This is a genomic window from Stenotrophomonas sp. YJH_SMC_91 (genome assembly GCF_059368495.1).
The window spans coordinates 50251-69826 of sequence record NZ_JCAFRT010000019.1; the positions used below are offsets into that span (position 1 = coordinate 50251).

General features: G+C 63.7%; 15 protein-coding genes. 8 read left to right on the forward strand and 7 right to left on the reverse strand.

Annotated elements, in window-relative coordinates; all coding sequences use genetic code 11:
• Window positions 1-102: 102 nt before the first annotated feature.
• Window positions 103-681, reverse strand: coding sequence for a hypothetical protein (locus tag AC5P5X_RS18275; protein ID WP_005414757.1), 579 nt, complete (start codon window positions 679-681; stop codon window positions 103-105).
• Entirely contained in the window at window positions 681-2447 is a 1767-nt protein-coding gene (locus tag AC5P5X_RS18280) for a S8 family serine peptidase (RefSeq protein ID WP_099523840.1), read from the reverse strand. The genes AC5P5X_RS18275 and AC5P5X_RS18280 overlap by 1 nt, the downstream gene beginning before the upstream one ends.
• 249 nt (window positions 2448-2696) lie before the next feature.
• On the opposite strand from AC5P5X_RS18280, the gene AC5P5X_RS18285 reads away from it, so the two are divergent.
• From AC5P5X_RS18285 to AC5P5X_RS18295, 3 genes are all read left to right on the forward strand, one after another.
• On the forward strand, window positions 2697-3107 hold the full coding sequence (locus tag AC5P5X_RS18285) for a hypothetical protein (RefSeq protein ID WP_224481904.1): 411 nt from the start codon (window positions 2697-2699) through the stop codon (window positions 3105-3107).
• Window positions 3108-3215: 108 nt separating this feature from the next.
• Window positions 3216-3656 (forward strand): DUF2231 domain-containing protein, encoded by a 441-nt coding sequence (locus AC5P5X_RS18290; RefSeq protein WP_005411469.1) that lies wholly within the window; start codon window positions 3216-3218, stop codon window positions 3654-3656.
• Entirely contained in the window at window positions 3649-4959 is a 1311-nt protein-coding gene (locus tag AC5P5X_RS18295; RefSeq protein WP_495216020.1) for a PQQ-dependent sugar dehydrogenase, read from the forward strand. Before AC5P5X_RS18290 ends, AC5P5X_RS18295 begins: the two co-directional genes overlap by 8 nt.
• 147 nt (window positions 4960-5106) lie before the next feature.
• On the opposite strand, the gene AC5P5X_RS18300 is transcribed toward AC5P5X_RS18295, so the two are convergent.
• Window positions 5107-5757, reverse strand: a complete 651-nt coding sequence (locus AC5P5X_RS18300; RefSeq protein ID WP_033833724.1) for an exopolysaccharide biosynthesis protein — start codon at window positions 5755-5757, stop codon at window positions 5107-5109.
• Between the two features lie 149 nt (window positions 5758-5906).
• On the opposite strand from AC5P5X_RS18300, the gene yidA reads away from it, so the two are divergent.
• Complete coding sequence (gene yidA / locus AC5P5X_RS18305) at window positions 5907-6740, forward strand: sugar-phosphatase (RefSeq protein ID WP_076739465.1); 834 nt, start codon at window positions 5907-5909, stop codon at window positions 6738-6740.
• Window positions 6741-6755: 15 nt separating this feature from the next.
• On the opposite strand, the gene AC5P5X_RS18310 is transcribed toward yidA, so the two are convergent.
• On the reverse strand, window positions 6756-7289 hold the full coding sequence (locus tag AC5P5X_RS18310) for a hypothetical protein (protein WP_133050235.1): 534 nt from the start codon (window positions 7287-7289) through the stop codon (window positions 6756-6758).
• Between the two features lie 297 nt (window positions 7290-7586).
• Here AC5P5X_RS18310 and AC5P5X_RS18315 point away from each other — a divergent pair, with 297 nt between their 5' ends.
• On the forward strand, window positions 7587-9905 hold the full coding sequence (locus AC5P5X_RS18315; RefSeq protein ID WP_109337125.1) for a TonB-dependent receptor: 2319 nt from the start codon (window positions 7587-7589) through the stop codon (window positions 9903-9905).
• Window positions 9906-10013: 108 nt separating this feature from the next.
• Complete coding sequence (locus tag AC5P5X_RS18320; RefSeq protein ID WP_076739463.1) at window positions 10014-10400, forward strand: hypothetical protein; 387 nt, start codon at window positions 10014-10016, stop codon at window positions 10398-10400.
• Window positions 10401-10470: 70 nt separating this feature from the next.
• On the opposite strand, the gene AC5P5X_RS18325 is transcribed toward AC5P5X_RS18320, so the two are convergent.
• Together AC5P5X_RS18325 and AC5P5X_RS18330 are read right to left on the reverse strand one after the other, a co-directional pair.
• Window positions 10471-11136 (reverse strand): Abi family protein, encoded by a 666-nt coding sequence (locus AC5P5X_RS18325; protein WP_076739462.1) that lies wholly within the window; start codon window positions 11134-11136, stop codon window positions 10471-10473.
• Between the two features lie 163 nt (window positions 11137-11299).
• Complete coding sequence (locus tag AC5P5X_RS18330) at window positions 11300-12799, reverse strand: YifB family Mg chelatase-like AAA ATPase (protein ID WP_099523846.1); 1500 nt, start codon at window positions 12797-12799, stop codon at window positions 11300-11302.
• 414 nt (window positions 12800-13213) lie between these two features.
• Between AC5P5X_RS18330 and AC5P5X_RS18335 the strand changes: the two genes are divergently transcribed.
• Both AC5P5X_RS18335 and AC5P5X_RS18340 read left to right on the forward strand, forming a co-directional pair.
• On the forward strand, window positions 13214-15862 hold the full coding sequence (locus tag AC5P5X_RS18335) for an RHS repeat domain-containing protein (RefSeq protein WP_076739459.1): 2649 nt from the start codon (window positions 13214-13216) through the stop codon (window positions 15860-15862).
• Window positions 15863-15884: 22 nt separating this feature from the next.
• On the forward strand, window positions 15885-19484 hold the full coding sequence (locus AC5P5X_RS18340; RefSeq protein WP_495216021.1) for an RHS repeat domain-containing protein: 3600 nt from the start codon (window positions 15885-15887) through the stop codon (window positions 19482-19484).
• Here the strand turns inward: AC5P5X_RS18340 and AC5P5X_RS18345 are convergent.
• On the reverse strand, window positions 19463-19576 hold a 114-nt coding region (locus tag AC5P5X_RS18345), incomplete at its 5' end, for an IS3 family transposase (RefSeq protein WP_495216008.1). The two genes, AC5P5X_RS18340 and AC5P5X_RS18345, sit on opposite strands and share 22 nt — an antisense overlap.

Below are 19576 nucleotides of genomic sequence, written 5' to 3' on the forward strand. Positions count from 1 at the left end.
CGTCACCTCCACCGCGGTGGGTGCCGACCGTTGGTCGGCACACCCCCACACCAATCCCCGGCCGGCCAGGAGAGCCAGCCGGCCGGGGCACCACTCAACGCCTTACTTGGTCTCTTCCCACTGCACCACGTCCGGCTCGGTGGCGCGGATACCGGCGGTGGACAGCAGCCTGGTGGTCGCATCCAGTGCCGCGTTCACCGACGGATACTCCACGATGGCCTGGCCCGAAGCCTTCGACACCTTCACCACGGTGCCACCGGTGGCCGTAGCCGCGCGCTGGGCCGAGGCCGCATCGGTGAAGAACACCTTGACCCGCGAGGTCGCCACCACCGGCGCCCCGTCACGGGAGACCGCCGCCGCGAACTTGCCGGCACCGGCATCAGCAGGCGCGGCCGCTGCGCCATCCAGCGAACGCTTGGTACGCGAACTGGTGGTCGCCGCCGCCTGCGGGGTGATCGTGAACTGACCGCCGCTGGCCTGCTTCACGGTGGTCGAGGGAGACAGCTGGAAGCGCGTGCCGCCCACATCGAACGAGCGGCCGGTGGCGGACGCCTTCAGTTCCTGCGCATCCACGGTCGACAGGGTCCTGGCTGGAGGGGTCTGCCCCGAGCTCTGTGCCCAGGCAGGGGAGGTCATCGCCGCGAAGGCGAGCGTGCTCAACAGAATGGTGGTCTTCATCATCAGTGCCCCAGAACGCGGATCTTGAAGAATTCGAGGTTGCCACGCGATGCAGCGGTCGCGGCCTGCCCCATGTCGGTCACTTCCAGCGTCCAGGTGCCGCTGGCACTCTCATCCAGGAAGGCATTGCTGGACAGCAGGTCCCAGCTGGTGAAGTTGCTCTGCGCGCCACCCGTGCCCGAACCGATCGCGGTGAACGCCGGTTGCACCACGCTGCGGGTGCCGCTGGGCGACACCAGCACGAACTGCAGCTGGCGCGTGTTGCGGTGGTTGACCCGGAAGCCCAGCTGCACGCTTTCGATGTTGCGCGCGCCGTTGGCCAACTGGAAGGTCAGGCGTGCGGCGGCAGCCGAGGTGTTGCCGATGGCCACGGTACGCGTGGTGTTGCGCCAGCCGCTGTCGACCAGCGCACCGAGCGACTGGAAGTTCTCGGCGACCTGCACTGCACGTGCAGCGTTGACTACGCCGAAGCCATACCAGTTGCTGTAGGCACGGCCGGCAGCATTCACCGTCCAGCCCGGCACCAGCGTGCGCCCGTCGGCCAGTGTCACCGCCGGCTGGTTCGGGTGGTTGCGGGTGGCGGTGGTGGCCAGGATGTACTTCACATCGCGATAGGACAGGTTCGGATTGGCTTCCAGCACCAGTGCGGCCACGCCCGACACCATCGGTGCCGACGCGGACGTGCCGTTCATCTTGGCGGTGTAGTTGCAGGTGCTGTCGATGGCCGACAGGTTGCTGTCCAGCTTGTTCTGGCGGTTGGTGTTCTTGTTGCTGCCCTGCGCGCACCCGGTCACGTCGGTGGTGACGATGGCCGGGTCGTAGGCGCGTGCCACCAGGCCCGGGGCGTACTGCGCCTGCAGGCCGTACTCGCCGCCAAAGGCCGACACCCACAGCGCCGAGCCGGTGGAGGAATACGACGAGCGCACGCCATCGGCGCGCACCGCGCCTACGGTGATGACGTTGAACAGGTTGTTGCGCGGGTCGCGGCCAGCCGGCACGCAGCCGGTGTTGCGGTTCTTGGTGTCGGTGGTGCAGACATCCTGGGTCTGGCTGATCGAGGCATTGTTGAAGTTGTTGCCGGCCGACTTCACGTAGATGCCGCCACGGCCACCGCGCGTCCCCGACAGGGCCTGCTCATACGAACGAATCGTGTTTTCGCTGTACGCCAACGGCAGGTTCGGATTGCCCGGGCCGGCGCCCCAGCTGTTGTTGAACACCTGCACGTCGGCCGACTCCGCGCCGTCCCACCAGGCGTACTCGATGTTGCTCTGCTGGTTGCCCAGAGCTGAGCGCGAAATCGGGTTGAAGCCCTTCAGCGTCGCCGCCGGGGCCACACCGCGCACGCCCAGGTTGTTGGCGCCCACCGCACCGGCGATGCCACCGACCATGGTGCCGTGGTTGTCGACATCCGGGTTGGTCGGGGTGGGGTTGTTCGAGCCATTGGTGAAGTTCTTGCCGGCCACCGCGGCCACGTTGGCCGCCAGGTCCGGATGCGCGATCTGCAGGCCATCGTCGACGATGGCGATGGTGACGCCCTGGCCGCGGATGCCATTGCGGAACAGGCCATCCACGTTCAGATCGTTGCCGGCTACCGGCAGCGTGTCGGCCGGGACCGTCTGCCCGGTATTGAGCAGGTGCCACTGGATACCCGCCAGCGGATCGGCCTGTTGGGCCTGGGCGGTGACGGCCAGGCTGCCCAGCACCAGGGCAGTGGCGAGGGCCAGGCGCGCAGAGCGCGGTGGCGCGGAGCGTTGCGTGTGTCGCTTCATACACGAATCCTTCTGTTGTGAATCGGCATGGCAGGACGGCGGGGCGGAACTGCCCCATCGCAACGAGCCAAACGCGACACAACGAACAACCCCCTACCTCTTCACACAAACAATCTGCGAATGTGCCAATTGCGTCACAAACGCTTAGTACGTCAGGTTATGACAGGGCATTCGAATGCCTTCACGCCATCTTCGCGCGTCTGCTTCGAGGGCCGGAAACGTGGTAATCACATGCAGATGAAGACACGCATGAAGAATGGACGCCAGCGTGCACGTGCGCGCGCAGACCAGACCCCGCTCTCGGTTGCCGCCATCCGCAAGGTGGTGCTGTCCGTGCATACGCGCAGCCACGACTATGGCGACGATGCCGATATCGCCGAGTTGCTGCCCGAGCTGGCCGCCTTCGGCATCACCACGGTGAAACCGCTGCGGCTGTTGATGAAGAGGCACCGACGCGCGCTGCTGCAGGAGGAACGGATCGTCATGCGCCGCGCAGAGACGCTGCATCTGCGCACCGAGTGGCGGCTCGGTGGCATAGACGTGCATGCCAACACCAGCCGCTACGCCATCGGCGGCCTGGTCCGCACCAGCATGGAACACGAATTCGGCTTCGAGACGATGCTGCCCTTCCACGAGGTGCGCGAGGACGAATCCGCGTAGCGGGGTGCCTGCGCGGTGGGTGTGGCAGCCCCGCCGGGTATCATCGCGCGCCCTCACATCGCGCTGTGTTACTACAGCCCGTGCACCCTTCCGCATCGGAGCACGATGATGGTCAATCCGCTCGCCCAGGCCCATCGCGGCCTCGGCACCACGCTGTTCAGCCTGTTGAACCCGATACCCTTCGGCTTCTTCGTCGGTGCACTGATCTTCGACGCGATCTACCTCAACAGCGCCGAGGTGATGTGGGGAAAGGCCGCCGCCTGGCTGATAACCTTCGGCCTGCTGATCGCCATCCTTCCGCGCCTGATCAACCTGTTCGCGGTCTGGCGCCGCAACGGCACGGCCACCCGTATCGACCGCATCGACTTCTTCCTCAACCTGGTCGCGGTGGTGCTGGCCATCTGGAACGCCTTCGTGCACAGCCGCGATGCGTATGCCGTTGCAGTGCCGGGCACGATCCTGTCGGCGCTGACCGTGGCCCTGATCGCGCTGGGCCTGATCCTGCTGTCACTGCAGCCGCCGGTGCTGCAGGGAGGTCGTCATGGCTAAGCACATCCTGCCCACCGTCGCCGCCTTGGCATTGGCCGCCGCCCTGTCGGCCTGCGCCGGCAAGGCCGAGTACCATCCGGCCGACCAGTCGGGCCCGCAGCCGCCGCTGCCCAAGCCGGCCAACTTCCTGATGCCGCCGATGCAGGTGCCCAAGGGCGTTGGCTGGGCTGATGGACAGACCCCCACGGTGGCCGAGGGCCTGAAGATCGAGCGCATCGCCGCCAACCTGCAGCATCCGCGGCGGCTGCTGACCCTGCCCAACGGCGATGTACTGGTGGTGGAAGGCAACGGCCCCGGCGAACAACCGGTCACCACGCCCAAGCAGTGGATCGCCGGCAAGGTGAAGGCGCGCTCGGGCAAGGCCGGCAAGGGCGGCAACCGGGTCACCCTGCTGCGCCGCACGCCGGGGACGAACACCTGGACCCAGCATGTCTACATCGAAGGCCTGCATTCGCCGTTCGGCATCCAGCTGATCGGCGACACGCTGTACGTGGCCAACACCGGCAACATCGTGCAGTACCACTACGTGCCTGGTGAAACCCGCATGTCCGACAAGGGCCGCGAGTTCACCGACCTGCCCAGCACCATCAACCACCACTGGACCAAGGAACTGCTGGCCAGCCGCGATGGCCGCAAGCTGTACGTTGGCGTGGGCTCCAACAGCAACATCACCGAAAATGGTCTGGCCGTCGAGTACCGCCGCGCAGTGGTGCTGGAAGTGGACGTAGCCACCCGTGGCAGCCGTATCTTTGCGTCGGGCATCCGCAACCCGACCGGCCTGGACTGGGAGCCGAGCACTGGCACGTTGTGGGCGGTGGCGAACGAACGCGACGAGATCGGTGCCGACCTGGTGCCGGATTACCTCACCTCGGTGAAGGAGGATGGCTTCTACGGCTGGCCCTACAGCTACTACGGCCAGCACGTGGACGAGCGCGTGCAGCCGCAGCGGCCGGACCTGGTGGCCAAGGCGATCACACCGGACTACGCCATCGGCTCGCACGTGGCACCGCTGGGCCTGTTGTTCTACACCGGCCAGGCATTGCCGGCGCAGTACCACGGCGGCGCCTTCATCGGCGAGCACGGCAGCTGGGATCGTTCACCACTGAGCGGCTACGAAGTGGTCTACGTACCGTTCAAGGACGGCAAGCCGACCGGGCGGCCGCAGACCGTGGTCAGCGGCTTCGCCTCGAAGGACGAGAAGAAGCTGATGGGTGCGCCGGTGGGCATGGCGATGGACGCCGAAGGCGCGCTGCTGGTGGCCGACGACGTAGGCGACGTGGTGTGGCGGGTGTCGGCCAAGTAGCTGTGTAGCGTCGAGCCATGGCCGAAGAACATCCGGTAGAGTCGACTGTCAGTCGACTCGAGCGCGCAGCGCGTGCTTCCCCGGTAAGCAGCGAAGGGCAGTCGACACTACCCTGTCGACTCCGCCCTGCCGGTTCTGCCACCGGGTTCAGCGTGCCCGGAACCCGCTGAACACCGACTCGGCAGCAAACCCCACGCCACCCAGCAGCACGCCGAAATACACCACCGTGGCCACCAAGAAGCCATAACCGGCCACTACCGCCGCACCATCGCGCTGGATGAAGCCAATCGCAAAGGACATCAGCGCCAATGCCGGCAGCGTGTTGCTGAAGGGAATCGGTCCGGCCGGCGCCATCAGCAGCAAGGTGGCGAACACCAGCATCAGGTTGTTCAGGCGCATCATCTTCTTCGAGCGCACCATCACCGCCAGCCGCATCGGCCGCGACAACCGCTCCATGCGGTGCACCCACTTCAGCGCACGGCCGAGGTTGGCCTTCAGCTTGTCGGTGGCGATCTCGCGGCGCGCCAGTTTCTGCGGTACCCACAGCGGGCGGTTGCGCACCCGGCTCAGGCCGATCAGCAGGATCGAGGCGCCAAACACGGTACTCAGCCCCGGAATCGACACCGGAATGATGAAGATGGCCGAGAGCAGGATCACGATCAGCAACAGGCCTTCATCGCCCAGCGCACTGAGCAGGGTGCCGACCCTCACCTGGTCGCCGGGCAGCTCGTCGATCATCTGCTCGATCTGCTGGGCCAGGGGGGCGCTGTCGTCGGTTTCGGGGGCACGGTAGGTCATGCGTCGCAAGCTTCTCCAGGGAAGGGCGGTCAATGGGCCGTCCTGCGGTGGGGAACGCACAGGCTCCTGCAGTATCCCGGCCAACGTGGGCAGAGAGGTGAACCGGCCATGAGGGGGTAAACTGGCGTGCCCCGCACGAGTTGAACGCAATGGACATGGGCCGCAGGCAATCGACCATCGAACTGGTCGCCATCGACATGGATGGCACCCTGCTGGACCCGTCGCACCAGCTCACCCCCCGCGCCAGGAAGGCCATCGCGCAGGCGCGGGCGCTGGGCGTGCACATCGTGCTGACCAGTGGCCGCCCGGTTCCGGGCCTGGCGCCGTACCTGCACGAGCTCGGCATCACCGGCAACGACGACTACTGCATCGCCTGCAATGGCGGGCTGGTGCAGCGCGTCGGCACGCGCGAAACCGTGGTCGAGTATCCGCTCAGCTTCGACGATTTCCTGTTCTGCGAGCAGGTGGCCCGCGAAGTGGGCGTGCACTTCCAGGCGCTCGACAGCCAGCGCATGTACACACCCAACCAGGACATCAGCTACTACACCGTGGCCGATTCGCATCTCTCGCGGATGCCGCTGTCCTATCGCCGCGTGGAAGACATGGACCCGTCGATGTCCTTCATCAAGCTGATGATGATCGACGAGCCCGAGGTACTGGATGCCGCCATCGCGCGCCTGCCCAGCGCGCTGACCGAGCGCTTCGCGGTATTGAAGAGCGCGCCGTACTTCCTGGAAGTGTTCGACCACCGCGCAGGCAAGGGCCCGAGCCTGCAGCAGCTGGCCGAGCATCTGGGCATCGACCGCGCCAACGTGATGGCCATCGGCGACCAGGAAAACGATCTGACCATGCTGCAGTACGCCGGTACCAGCGTGGCGATGGGCAATGCCATTGATGCAGTGAAGGCGGTGGCGCGGTTTGAGACCAGCAGCAATGCTGATGACGGCGTGGCGCGCGCCATTGAGGCCTACGTATTGCGTTGAGGCGCCAAGCGGCGCTCAGCGCCTCAGGCCCAGCACGCAGTGCGGAGCATCGCGCTGGCTGCGGACGATGATCTCCTGCGCTCCTACGGTGAGCGAATGGTGCTGCTCGTGGTTCCGCGCGATCAATGGCGCACCATGGCTGGGTGGATAGATGAATGGCTGCAGGGTGTAACGCTTAGCCAACCGCTCCAGTGGGAAGCATGGCGTATCCACGAACGTGACGAACAGAAGGCGGATTTCATCGTCCTCGCCGCGTATAACGCGATACTCCACGTTATCGATGGCAAAGCCATCGGCGGTCAGCATCGGCTGTGACCGGTAGATGCGCGGTCCTGCATCCTTCTCAAATGAAAACGGCGCGATGATGCCCAGCTCATGCAACTGGGCCGGGCTGATCGGCGACGGCGTGGTGACGAGCGCGTCGATCAGGGCATCCAGACGCTGTGGGGAACGCACTTCAACTCTGTCGTGCGATAGCGCAGTTTCCATGCACGAAAGCAACATCATGCCAACGCTGGCTATTGCTTTCCAGGTGGTCCAGCGGGTCATCAAGGCTCCTGCCAATCTGGAATCGGGTATCTGAAGATACCGGACAGGACGATACCTGCGTATAGCCGCGCTGTACCACGGTGCAATGGCGGATGCGGCAGTGCGATGCAAGAATTTCGCACGTCGAAATCACCCCACCGAATCCCACGGCAGATGATCGTCTTCGTCTGCTGACCGGCGCGCAGCGCGCCGTCACCCCCTCAACGCGATCGCACCGCCAGCCAGGGCGCCGACACCGGTGCTGCAACGCGCTGGGCGTGCGCCTGCGCCGCTCTCTCCCTGCACCTGGATCTGCCCATGAACACCCCACCCACGACGCGCCTCGCCCTGGCCATCATCGCGGCGATCACCGCACCTGCGTACGCAGCAGACACGCACGATGCCGCGCACGACTCGCCCACCACGCTCAACGCCCTGCAGGTCATTGCCACACCGCGCGGTGCGGCCGTGGCACCGACCCAGGTGGTCGGCCCCAACCGTTACATCATCAAGGCAGACGACCTCGACGCGATGGTCACCGGCAACAACGGCCTGGCGATGCTGAAGCAGGTGCCGGGCGCCAGCTACACCGCCACCGACGGGCTGGGCCTGGATATCTCGGCCACCAGCCTGTTCGTGCGCGGCTTCCGCATGAACGAAATGGGCATCACCTTCGAAGGCGTGCCGCTGAACGACAACGGCTTCCTCTCGCTCACCGGCACCAGCGTGGTGAACGTGGGCGTGCCCGATGGCATCGGCGCGATCACGGTCAGCCCCGGTGGCGCACCGGTCAGCGTGTTCTCCAGCAGCGTCAACGGCGGCAGCCTGGAATACCGCCTGCGCGAGCTGCAGGACACGCCCAGCCTGCGCGTGAAGCAGGGCGTGGGCAGCAACAACACGCTGGTCACCACCGCATCCGGGCAGAGCGGCCAGCTCGGCGAGCATGGCCCGAAAGTACTGGTCGACCTGCAGCGTGTGTCCGCCGACAAGTACCAGGGCGAGGGCACGCAGAACTTCCTGCGCGGCGACCTGAAGCTCCAGCAGGACGTCGCCTGGGGCGATTTCACCGTGTTCCTGTCAGACAGCAAGGCCAAGGTCTGGGGCTACAACAACATCTCCTTCGACATGATCCGCAAGCTGGGCTGGAAGGCCGACATCTTCTACCCGGACTACGCTTGGGCGTATTACGTGGCCTCGCCGGAGAATGCGGACAAGTCCTGCGGCGCCTACACCTGCGGTGAGCTGTCCGAACTGATTCCGTACGACACCGGTCAGATCACCCGTGACCGGGTGTCTTCGATCAGCCATCGCTTCCAGATCAGTCCGGCGCTGAGCGGCAACGTGCAGTTGTACAACGCCAACAGCCACACCCAGGCCACGCTGACCGACCCGACCGTACCGTCGCCCAACGGCGCGCCATTCTCCGAACAGGTGCAGACACCGCGCCTCAACCGGCTGGGCGGCATGCTCAACCTGCAGTTCGAGGCGGGCGCGCACACCTTCACCGCCGGTTTCTGGCAGGAGAAGAGCAAGGCCGCCGCCAAGACCGAGTGGTACCAGCAGCCGCTGCTGGGCGAAGGCCCGCCGCTGAAGGCCACCGGTCCGTTTGATGTGTACGGCCCCGCGTTCAAGACCGACAACGCATCGAGTTGGGTGACCCGCTCGCGTCAGTTCTACCTGCAGGACGACATCGTGTTGAACGACACGCTGAAGCTGGGTGTCGGCTTCAAGGCCGTGGATTTCCGCACCAGTGGTGGCGGCCTCGGTGATGCCAAGGACCGGCCGGTGAACGGCACGCTGCGCGCGAAAAGCAACTTCCTGCCGCATGTCTCGCTGTTCTGGAGCCCGACCGAATCCACCGATGCCTTCATCGACCTGGCCAACACCATGAACGGCTACCGCGTCGCCCAGCGCGGCAACATCGGCTACACCGCCTCGGCCTGGACCATCACCGACCAGGAAGAGTTCGATCGCGTGGCGGGCACGCTGCGTCCGGAGAAGAACTGGAACCTCACCGTGGGCGCGTCGCATCGCTTCGACCGGCTGACGATCACCGGCGACGTGTTCTACAACGACATCCGCAATCGCCTGCTGTCGGCGGCCATCGGCACTCAGTTCGCACAGATCAATACCGTGCGGCTGATGCCGAAGATGCACGTGATCGGTGCCGACCTCGGCATCACCGCCGATCTGAGCGACCACCTGCAGTTCTACCAGGGCGTGGCCGTGGCCCGTTCGTACTACGACAGTGATTTCGTGGTGGGTGACACGGTGTACCCGATCAAGGGCAATGCCCAGCCGGGTTACCCGCAGATCTCGCTGGTCAGCGACCTGTCGGCGCATTTCGGCGATTGGCGTTTTGGTGCCACCAGCACCTCGTACCTGCGCCAGCCCTTCACCTACGAGAACGACATCCGCGTGCCGACGTTCTGGCAGGTCAATACCTATGCCGCCTACCGCTTCGGTGCGGACAGCGCGGTGCCCGGCCTGGAGCTGCGGCTGGACGTGAGCAACCTGTTCAACCGCCACAACATCGGCACCGCCACCATCGCCGGCTCGTCGTTCTCGGGGGATTACCAGACCCTGCAGCGCAGCGCGCCACGGCAGCTGATGCTCAGTACCTCGATGGCGTTCTGAGGTGGCGAGGATGGGGTCAGAGCCCTTTGCTGCGCAAAGGGATCTGACCCCAGACCCAGCTTTGCGCGGCCGGCAGCGATTTTCCGGCAACGACGCAAGGTTCCCACAATGTTGCTGGGTCATCCTGTTGGCATGGCTCAGTACAACCCGCGAACCCCGTTGTTCGGCATCCGGGGCCCAGGACGGCCCCGGAAGGCGCTGTCCGTGGCGCCTGTGATCGACCTGCAGGCCGAGTACCAGTTCTGGCACGTCTACGAGCGCGTGGTCCGTCCGTTGCCCGGTGGGGGGCTGCGGCTGGCCTGGCTGGTGTGCCAGAAGGTGTACCGGGACCGGTGGCAGCACCCGGACGACAGCGACGAGGCGGCGTTGTCGCGGGTGCTGTTTGGCGGGAACATGACGGCTGACCGGGCGTCGGAGCTGGCGGAGCTGCACGCGCTGGTCAGCCGTCGGGTGGCGTTGCTGGCGAAACGGGGACGGTTGCATTCGGCAGCCTGATGCCTGCCCTTGGTAGGGTCGACTGTTAGTCGACCGCTCTTCGCATCCGGCCGCAGGAGGATACGCGCAGTCAGCGTCTATTCGACTCGGGCGAACATACCAAGGTGATTCCGTCTTCCGGGTATGCCTGCGGAAAGCGGTTGTTCTCACGACACCATGTCGCGGCGGGCGGCGATAGCCATTCGATCAGCGTCAGAATCTCATCGTGGTGCCCGCGCAGGTTCCAGCCGAGGATCGGTTCGTGATGGGCGATGCGGTTGCGTAGCACGCGTATGCGAGTCAGCGGTCCCGAAAAGCTCCTCCTCTTCAGTCCCCTGGGCGCACTGGGGTCCGCAATCCGGTGAAGGATCTGCTGCCAAAGGGCCTCGTAGTCCTTGTTGAACATTGTTGTCCAGAAACTGAAGGTGAGACTGGCGACCACACCGCCTGCTGTTACCGTCTTTCCCGCTCTGACCAATTCGTTGACGGCTTTGGCGACCTGCTCGAGTTGATGAGCAACCTTCAGGGCGCCAGCGCCTCGGCCGTACCACGCCTCGCCCTTGGCCTGGGTCAGAACGGTGTGGATGCGGTTTCGCAGTGCCACTTCCAACGTCTGCAGTGGTGCGTAGAGGCTTTCAGACAAGTGGGTATTGCATCCATACAGGGCGATGGCTCGGCTACGGTCGCCCCCCGCCCAATCCAGGTAGCGGCCAAAGCGCTCCAGGGAAAGGGCTTCTTCGAATCTGTCATGGCTCATCGCCGCCTGGACGCCTCCACTGATGCCGATTGCAGTGTGCCGCCGTGTGGGGTACGGTGGTCAGGTACACCCCGGTACCGTCTCTGTCCTTCTGGGCACGCGGCCGGGGTATTTTTTCGATTGTTGCTGCTCCCGTGCGCACGAGGGCTCCCGGCAATCAGGCTCATGCATTTCCCCGGTCCAACTGCCGATAGCCGATCGCCTCAGCCAGATGCGCGGTCTGGATGTCCTCGCAACCCGCCAGATCCGCAATTGTGCGCGCCACCCGCAGAATCCGGTGCATCGCACGTGCTGAAAGCTGCAGACGCTCGATGGCCTGTTCAAGCATGTCCTGATCGCCCTCGCTCAGTCGGGTACACGCCCGCAACGCCGCCGGTGGAAGATGGGCATTGAGCCCGCCACGCGCTTGCTGCCGGGCGTGCGCGGCTTCCACCCGTGCGCGTACCGATTCACTGGGCTCACCCAGCGGCGTACTCTCCCGCAGCTCCACCGCGTCCATCCGCGTCACGCCGATATGCAGATCGATGCGGTCCAGCAACGGACCCGACACCCGTGCGCGGTAGCGGTTGATCCGTTCATCGCTGCACAGGCAACGATTGCTGCGGTCACCGGCCCAGCCGCACGGGCAGGGATTCATCGCGGCCACCAGTTGGAACCGCGCGGGGTACTGCACGCTGCGTGTCGCGCGGGCGATGCGGATGTGGCCGGATTCCAGCGGCTCTCGCAGAGTCTCCAACGCACTGCGGTTCCACTCTGGAAGCTCATCCAGGAACAGCACGCCGTGATGGGCCAAGGAGATCTCGCCGGGGCAGGGCGGGTTGCCCCCACCTACCAGCGCCGCCGCACTGGCACTGTGATGCGGTGCCCGAAAGGGCCGCTGCCGCCACCGTCGTGCGTCCAGTCCTTCGCCACTCACCGATGCAATCGCGGCCAGCTGCAGCGCCTCAGTCTCTTCGGTATCCGGCAACAGGCTGGGCAGGCGCGAGGCCAGCAGTGTCTTGCCGCAGCCAGGACTGCCGATCAACAACAGATGGTGCCCACCCGCTGCGGCCACTTCCAACGCGCGCCGTGCGTGCGCCTGCCCGCGCACGTCGGCCAGATCGGGCAGTGGCAACGGCGTCGTGTCCACGCGCTCTACGGGCGGCAACAAGCGCGGATTGCCCAGCCCGGCACAGCACTCCAGTAGCGTTCGGGCCACACGCACGTCAGCGTGCTCGGCCAGCGCCGCCTCGGCGGCATTGCCCGGCGGTACCACCAGGATGCGGCCGGCTTCAGCGGCCGCGATCGCCGCCGGCAGCGCGCCGGCCACCGGCCGCAGTTCGCCGGTCAGCCCCAGCTCGCCCAGGAACTCGTATTGCAGCAGCGACTGCGGATCGACCTGGCCACTGGCCGCCAGAATGCCCAGCGCGATGGCCAGGTCGTAACGCCCACCTTCCTTGGGTAGATCGGCGGGCGCGAGGTTCAACGTGATGCGCCGCTGCGGAAAGTCGAAGCGCGCGCAGAGCAGGGCGGCACGCACGCGCTCGCGGGATTCGCGCACGCTGGTCTCGGCCAGGCCGACAATCTGGGTGGCAGGCAGACCGCCAGAGAGATGCACTTCCACCCGCACCAGCGGGGCATCGACCCCGGCGCGGGCGCGGCTGTGGACCAGCGCCAGGCTCATGTGTGGTTTCCTGCAGAGAGGCGCTTGATCGTGCGGCAGGTGCGCTGCGGGGAGCTATCGGGAATTGCTGGTGAAGTGGCTAGGAGGATTCTGGCCGGTGTTCGCCTGGTGCACACTCGCCAGAGCACCCAGAGCACGCCTCGACCAACAGTGGCTCTGCGTCTTCCTAGAGCAACCGTCCCAGTTTCCGCTGAGAGTTCATCCAACGCTCGAAGCTGATGCGCGCGCGTTTGCTATCCGGCACTCGCCAGACTGCATCGATCATGCTGGCTACCCAACAGGGCGACTGCTGATTGAACTGAGGAAGTCCGAACATGAAGATCAGGCCTTGACAATGGCGCTGCTGTTGGAGTAATCATCCGCATGAACGGAAGCTGAGTCGTTTGTCGCCCTTCATCCAAGGATGTAACGGACATGATTTCTGCCAAGGACAGGCGGGGGGAAAATGCTCCCTGCAGTGTTTATCCGGGCTCGCCGCTTTGCTCGCTCATCGTGGGCTTGGCACTTACGCTGGGAGCCGGGTTCCACGTCTCAGCCCAGGATGGACTCTTCAACTATCAAGAGTATGAGAAGAGGGTAAAAAGCGCGCAGTCGCTTGCCGCCATATCCGCAGATGAGGTATTCGGGGATCGAACCTCCGGCTTCGACGGCAGCACCGAGTTCCTTGTTGAAGACGTGTCCATACCTGGCAATTTCGACCTTCCGGTCAGCATCGCCCGCCGCTTTGGAGTTGAGGCCGTCAACCGAGGATCTCGCTATAGCGAGGCCAAAGGGCTGACGCTGTTTGACGATTGGGAAATCGTCGTTCCCCACATGTCGGGCGTATGGACCAAGGGGGCTGGATGGATTACGGGCGATCCAGGGGCGCAGACCACACAGCGTTGTTCGGTCAATAAGGCGCCCTACCTATTGGAGACCTGGGGCTATACCAATATCGGCTTCGGCATTGACGTGAAGTGGCAAGGCGGAAATGGCGAGGAGCTTCTGATTGCCGATGATCCGTCCCATGCCACGGCACCAGGCTTGGAGGCGCCCAAGTGGATGACGGCTTCGAGAGCACGGTTCACCTGTTTGGCTGCAACACGAAACGGATATCCGGGCGAGGCGTTTATTGGGCACACCCCGGATGGGAAGAAGTACTTCTTCGACTGGGGTGTGGAAAGACCCTATGCAACAGCTCAGTTCAGTGATGGCGCTGCCAATCGCTCAGTGGGGCGTAAGCGGGTCTATCTTCTGGCGTCGCGTGTGGAGGACCGCTATGGGAATTGGGTGTCCTATAGTTACAACGGAGACAAACTTACTAAAATTGAGTCCAGCGACGGTCGCCGGATTGACCTGAGCTATGACGGCGACGGTCGGGTGACCAGTGTGCAAGCCAATGGGCGCATATGGCGGTATTCGTATGTTGGCGACACGGACGGGAACGACGGCGGCTTGTCCCAGGTCACGCTTCCGGATGGCTCGGCGTGGGCTTACAGTCATCGCGGACGCCTCCAGTCCAGTTTCCCTATCCGTAAAGCCGACGATGAGGGCGGGTGCGAAATACGGGCCGGTACTGAGCCCCCTCCTACGCAGATGACGGTGGTCGCCCCCTCGGGTGCCCGAGGCATATTCGACTTTGAAATGGAGTTGTTCATTCGCTCCGATCCTTGCAATGGACTGACACCCTCGCACTACCAAGCCTGGTCTTTGAAGAAGCGCACCATCACCGGGCCCGGACTGTCTCCGATGGTCACTGCGCGAAGCTACAACCTGCAGTTGCCGGGAAGCGGCCGCTGGTCCAGCCTGACCAAGCCGAATGGAACGCAGATTCGCGAGCGCTACGGTGCCAATCCAGCTCTGAACGAGCGAAAGCTCATGCAAAAGCAGGTTCTGGACGCAGCTGGCCAAGTGCAGCGTGACGAGCTCTACACCTATACGTTCGGTTCCGAGAGCGGTCCGTTCAGGACGCGGGTCGGGCATTCTATCGGGGTCCAAGCGGGTCAGTTCCTGGCGGGCATGCTGAGCGCTCTCAGTGAAAGCACATTCTCTCAAGATGGCGATACCTACCGCGTGGTCTACAGCGATTTCGATCGCAAGGCCCGTCCTGCACGCGTGAGCTATACCGGTCCTTCTGGTACCAAGGCTGAGATACGAGAGCATCTGGATACGGCCAGCCCTTGGGTCTTGGATCAGGTGCTGAGTGTCAAGGAGGCTGCGTCGGGAAAGATCACCACACAGTATGCCTATGACGGTATGGCCAAGCCGAATGCCGTCTATCGGGCCGGGGCTTTGCTGCAGAGTGTTACTTATGCGGCGGATGGCACGATCAGTGCAGTGCGCGACGGAAAGGGGAACGAAACGCAGATCCAGGACTGGTATCGCGGCGTGCCGCGATTGGTCATCAATCCCGATGGCACCACCAATCGCATGTCGGCAGATGGAAACGGGTGGATCACTTCCACCACGGACGCGCTACAAAGGACTACTTCCTATCTGCACGATCCGATGGGTCGCGTGCGCGAAGTCCAACCGCCGGTCGATGAGAACCAGTGGGCCAAGACTACCATCTCATTCCGTCAGGTCGCGGCCGATGAGTACGGCCTTTCGCCGGGGCACTGGCGAGTCGATAACGCCCAAGGGGCACGGCGTCAGGAAACCTATCTCGACGCGCTCTGGCAGCCGCTCCTGGTGCGCGAATACGATGCAAACAACGTCGCCGGCACGCAGCGGTGGGTCAGGAACGCTTACGACAGCGAAGGTCGCCTGACGTTCACCTCTTATCCTTCAAGCGATAGCACGGTGGCGACCGGTACCTGGACCGAGTACGACGCGCTGGGGCGGAAGACCTCTTCGTCCCAGGACAGCGAGCAGGGCCTGCTGATTACAACCATTGGCTACAGCAGCAATGCCACCACCACAGTCGTGGATCCACTCGGCCATCAGACCATCACCCGATTCGATGCGTTTGAAGGCCCGGACTACGGGAAGCCTGCGCAGATCATTCGTGCCGATGGCAGCAAAGTCAGCATCAAACGAAATGCTTTTGGCCTTACCACCGAAGTAGCCCAGTCCGCCAACTAAAGGCATGTCAAGGATGGCAAGCATGTACGCTGAAAAACTGCGCATGGCCGCGGCGGTGCTGCTGGGCTTCGTGCTCATGTTCATCTGCCAGGTGGCCCATGCCCAAGCATGGATTGAACTCACCGGGCCGGCTCAGACATCCTACACGGCGCCTGCAACCTATCAGTTGCAGCTCAAGAGTGGCGTCAGAGGCACCGGCCCCAAGGCCGAGTACCTGTCGGACATACAGCTCATGCGTAATGGCCAGGTGATCTCGCGGCTTCCGAGCGGGACGTACACCGAGAACGGCATCTCGCCTGGAAGCTATCAGTACGTCTACAGAGCTCTTGCCGTACGCAATGTCAATGGTGATGAGTTCACGCGAGAGCTGACGTCGCCTGTCATCACGATCACGGTGGCCGCACCACCGGCCCCCTTTGACGGTGCGGAGTATGTTTCCGCGAGCTGGCCGAGGTCAGCCGACAGGGGCACGCCGTTCAGCGGTACTGTCACGTTCCGGAACACCGGAAACACGACGTGGAGAGCGGGAGACGGCTACCGCTTGGGTCAAGCCGAACGCTATGTCTCCAGTGCTGCGAGACTGGGTATTGCCGACGTCGCCGTTCCCCATGACGTGGGCCCCGGCGGGACGGTTACCTTTACCTTCAACGGCGCGGCAGCCAATGAGAATGGACCGAGCACCCTCCAGTGGCAGATGAACCGCAATGGTGTTCGCTTTGGTAGCACCAGCAGCGAGCAGACCTTTGAGACGACCGGAAGGCTCAATCGCGGCGTCATGTATGAGCAGGAGGTCCCGACCAGCATGGAGGCCGGGCGGACCTATCGCGTCAAGCTGAAATTCGTCAATACGGGCAATACCACGTGGTCGGCGTCTGCGGGCTATGCACTGGGCTCCTGGAATCCCAATGACAATGTCCGGTGGGGCAGGGCGCGGGTCCCAATGCCGAATGACGTCAGTCCACAGCTGCCTGCGTTCTTTGAATTCGATGTGGTAGCCCCTTCATTGCCGGGTGTCTACAGCTTCCAATGGCGATTGCTGGAAGAGGGCAAAGAGTGGTTTGGTCGGGAAAGTGACAATGTCCAGGTCACCGTCAACGGGCCGCCGTCCAAGGTAATCGGCAATATCGATGGCGTCACCAGCGACGGTCAGATCCGAGGATGGGCGTGTTCGACGGGCATTGATTCGTCGATCGACATTCATGTCTACACCGGTGGAGCCGCCGGCAGTGGCGGGACGATCTTCCTGACCGGTAAGGCCGACTTGGCGAGTGAGCCGGCCGTAGCTACGTCCTGCAAGGCCGGAGGCAATCATCGCTTCTCGCTTCCAATGAGCAACGAGCAGCGCCGCCAGCGGGCTGGACAACCGATCTATGTCCATGGAATTTCCCCCGTTGGGCAACCCAACAACACCATTGGCGGTTCCGGTGCGTTCGTCGTTCCCGCAGCGCCCAGTGGCACTCTGTCTGTGTCCCCTGCGATGTGCCAGATTGCAGCTGGTGCGCAGACCTGCAACGTCACCCTGACCTGGTCGGCCACGGACTCCCGTGCAGAACTCAAGCGTGATGGCGGTTCTGTGGTCGGCAGCGGAGCGAGCGGTTCCATCGTGGTGCCGATTGGCGCCGGCACGAATCGATTCACGCTTTCGGTTGCGGGTGATGCGATTGCCCAGGCGGCGGCCACTGCCAAAGCCGCTCCTACCTTGCCAGTCAATCCAGACAATCCGGCCCCGACCGTGGCCCGGCGATACGTCTACGACGACAACCTTCGGTTGTGCAAGGTCATCGAGCCAGAAACCGGGGCGACCGTGTTTGGCTACGATGCGGCCGGCAATCTTGCCTGGAGTGCGAGCGGGCTGGAGTTGCCCAGCCTGACCGAATGCAACCGTGAGGCGCCGCAGATTGCAGCGCGCCGCGTTTCACGCAACTACGATGCCAGCAATCGCCTGCAGACGGTGGTCTATCCCGATGGTCTGGGTGATCAGCAGCTTGAGTACACACCTACGGGCCAGCTGAAGACTGAGAGGGTCTTCAATCAGGACCGTGTGCCAGTGGTGACCACCCGTACCTACAACTCTCTCGGGTCGGTGGTCAGTCAGAGCCGTGTCATAGGCAGCGCGAGCGCCCGAACGCTGGCATTTGGCTATGACCACATGGGTCAGCATGTTCGTACGGACTACCCCGATGGCTACTCCGTCCAGCAATCCTTGAATGCTCTGGGCCAGCCCGTGCGGCTACAGGATGGCACTGGCGCCGTACTCGCCAGCAACATCGCCTACTTCCCCAGTGGTGAAACCGCCGCGCTGACCTACGGCAATGGCATCGTACGTGGCGTAACCGAGAATGCGCGACAGTTGACCAGCCGCATCGTTGACAGTGGCATGGTCGATCTGAACTACAGCTATGACGCGACGGGAAACATCAGCCAGATCAGCGATGCCGTACGCGGCGACTCCTGGAAGATCAGCTTGGGCTACGATCGCCTTGATCGATTGATTCAGGCCCGCGCGCCGGCATTTGGTGGGAATGGGCAGTACACGTTCGGCTATGACACGTTGGACAACATCGTCTCGATGCGATTGCCAGGGAAGCGGGAGCGCACGTTCCATTACGACACCCGCAATCGCCTGGAACTGCTGCGGGACCCCAGCGGTAACGGCGTCTCTGGCTTCTCCTACGACGCGGCAGGCAATCTGGCGGTGCGTAACGGCCAGACGTTCACCTACGACATGGGTGGCCAGCTCCGTTCCGCCGGAGATGTGCAGAAATACTTCTACGACGGAGCCGGACTGCGTGCTTACGCAACAGCATCAACGTCGGCACCGACATCAGAAAATTCACCCATCTTGGGCAAGGCGCCCATCACGGGTAGCCACAACTGGGATGTATCCATTCCAGAGCGCGGTGGCGGTGAACTTGGTTTCTTGGCGAGTGATCTGGATCGCTCCTGGCAGTATCTCGTGGGTGGGGAGCTGATCGAATCCACCCAAGGTGGGGAAACGTCCGACTACATCTACCTCGGCAAGAGACTGCTGGCTATTCGCACCAGCTCTGCCACGGGGGCAACGCTCACCTATCTTCATCACGATGCACTCAATACGCTTGTGGCAACGAGCAGGGCTAATGGAGAGGTGCTGACGCGTCACTTCTGGTCACCGTATGGCGAGGCAGACGCGGCGCCTGCTGCGAAGATTCCAGGCTACTCAGGCCATCTTGCAGACCCCGACACGGGACTGGTCTACATGGGGCGGCGCTACTACGACCCACAACTGGCGAGGTTCATTTCTCCCGATCCGTTAGCTGCTAGCACCTCCGGAGGGCCAAATTTCAATCGCTATCGGTACGCCAGCAACAACCCATTCCGATTCTCTGATCCCACGGGCGCGTGTGACCAGGCAACCGGGTCACATATGTGCAATGGCAGCTGGTTCGCCGGGGCAAACCTGACCGGTGCGCCGTCGCCGACACCTGGCGGAGTGCCACAGCACGATCCCAACGCCCCCGCGCCTGCGGAGATCGTCAAGGCTACAGGCCTGGGCGCCATTGAGGAGTATTTTTCTGAACGGAATTTCTTCATCTGGACCGGCCAGAGTTCTGTAGACACTCAGTTGCCGCTCTGCGCGTAGCGCCTTTCAAACTCTACCGGTGACACGCCGCCAGCGGAACCATGCCGGCGGATCGGGTTGTAGAACATCTCGATGTAGTCGAACACGTCCGA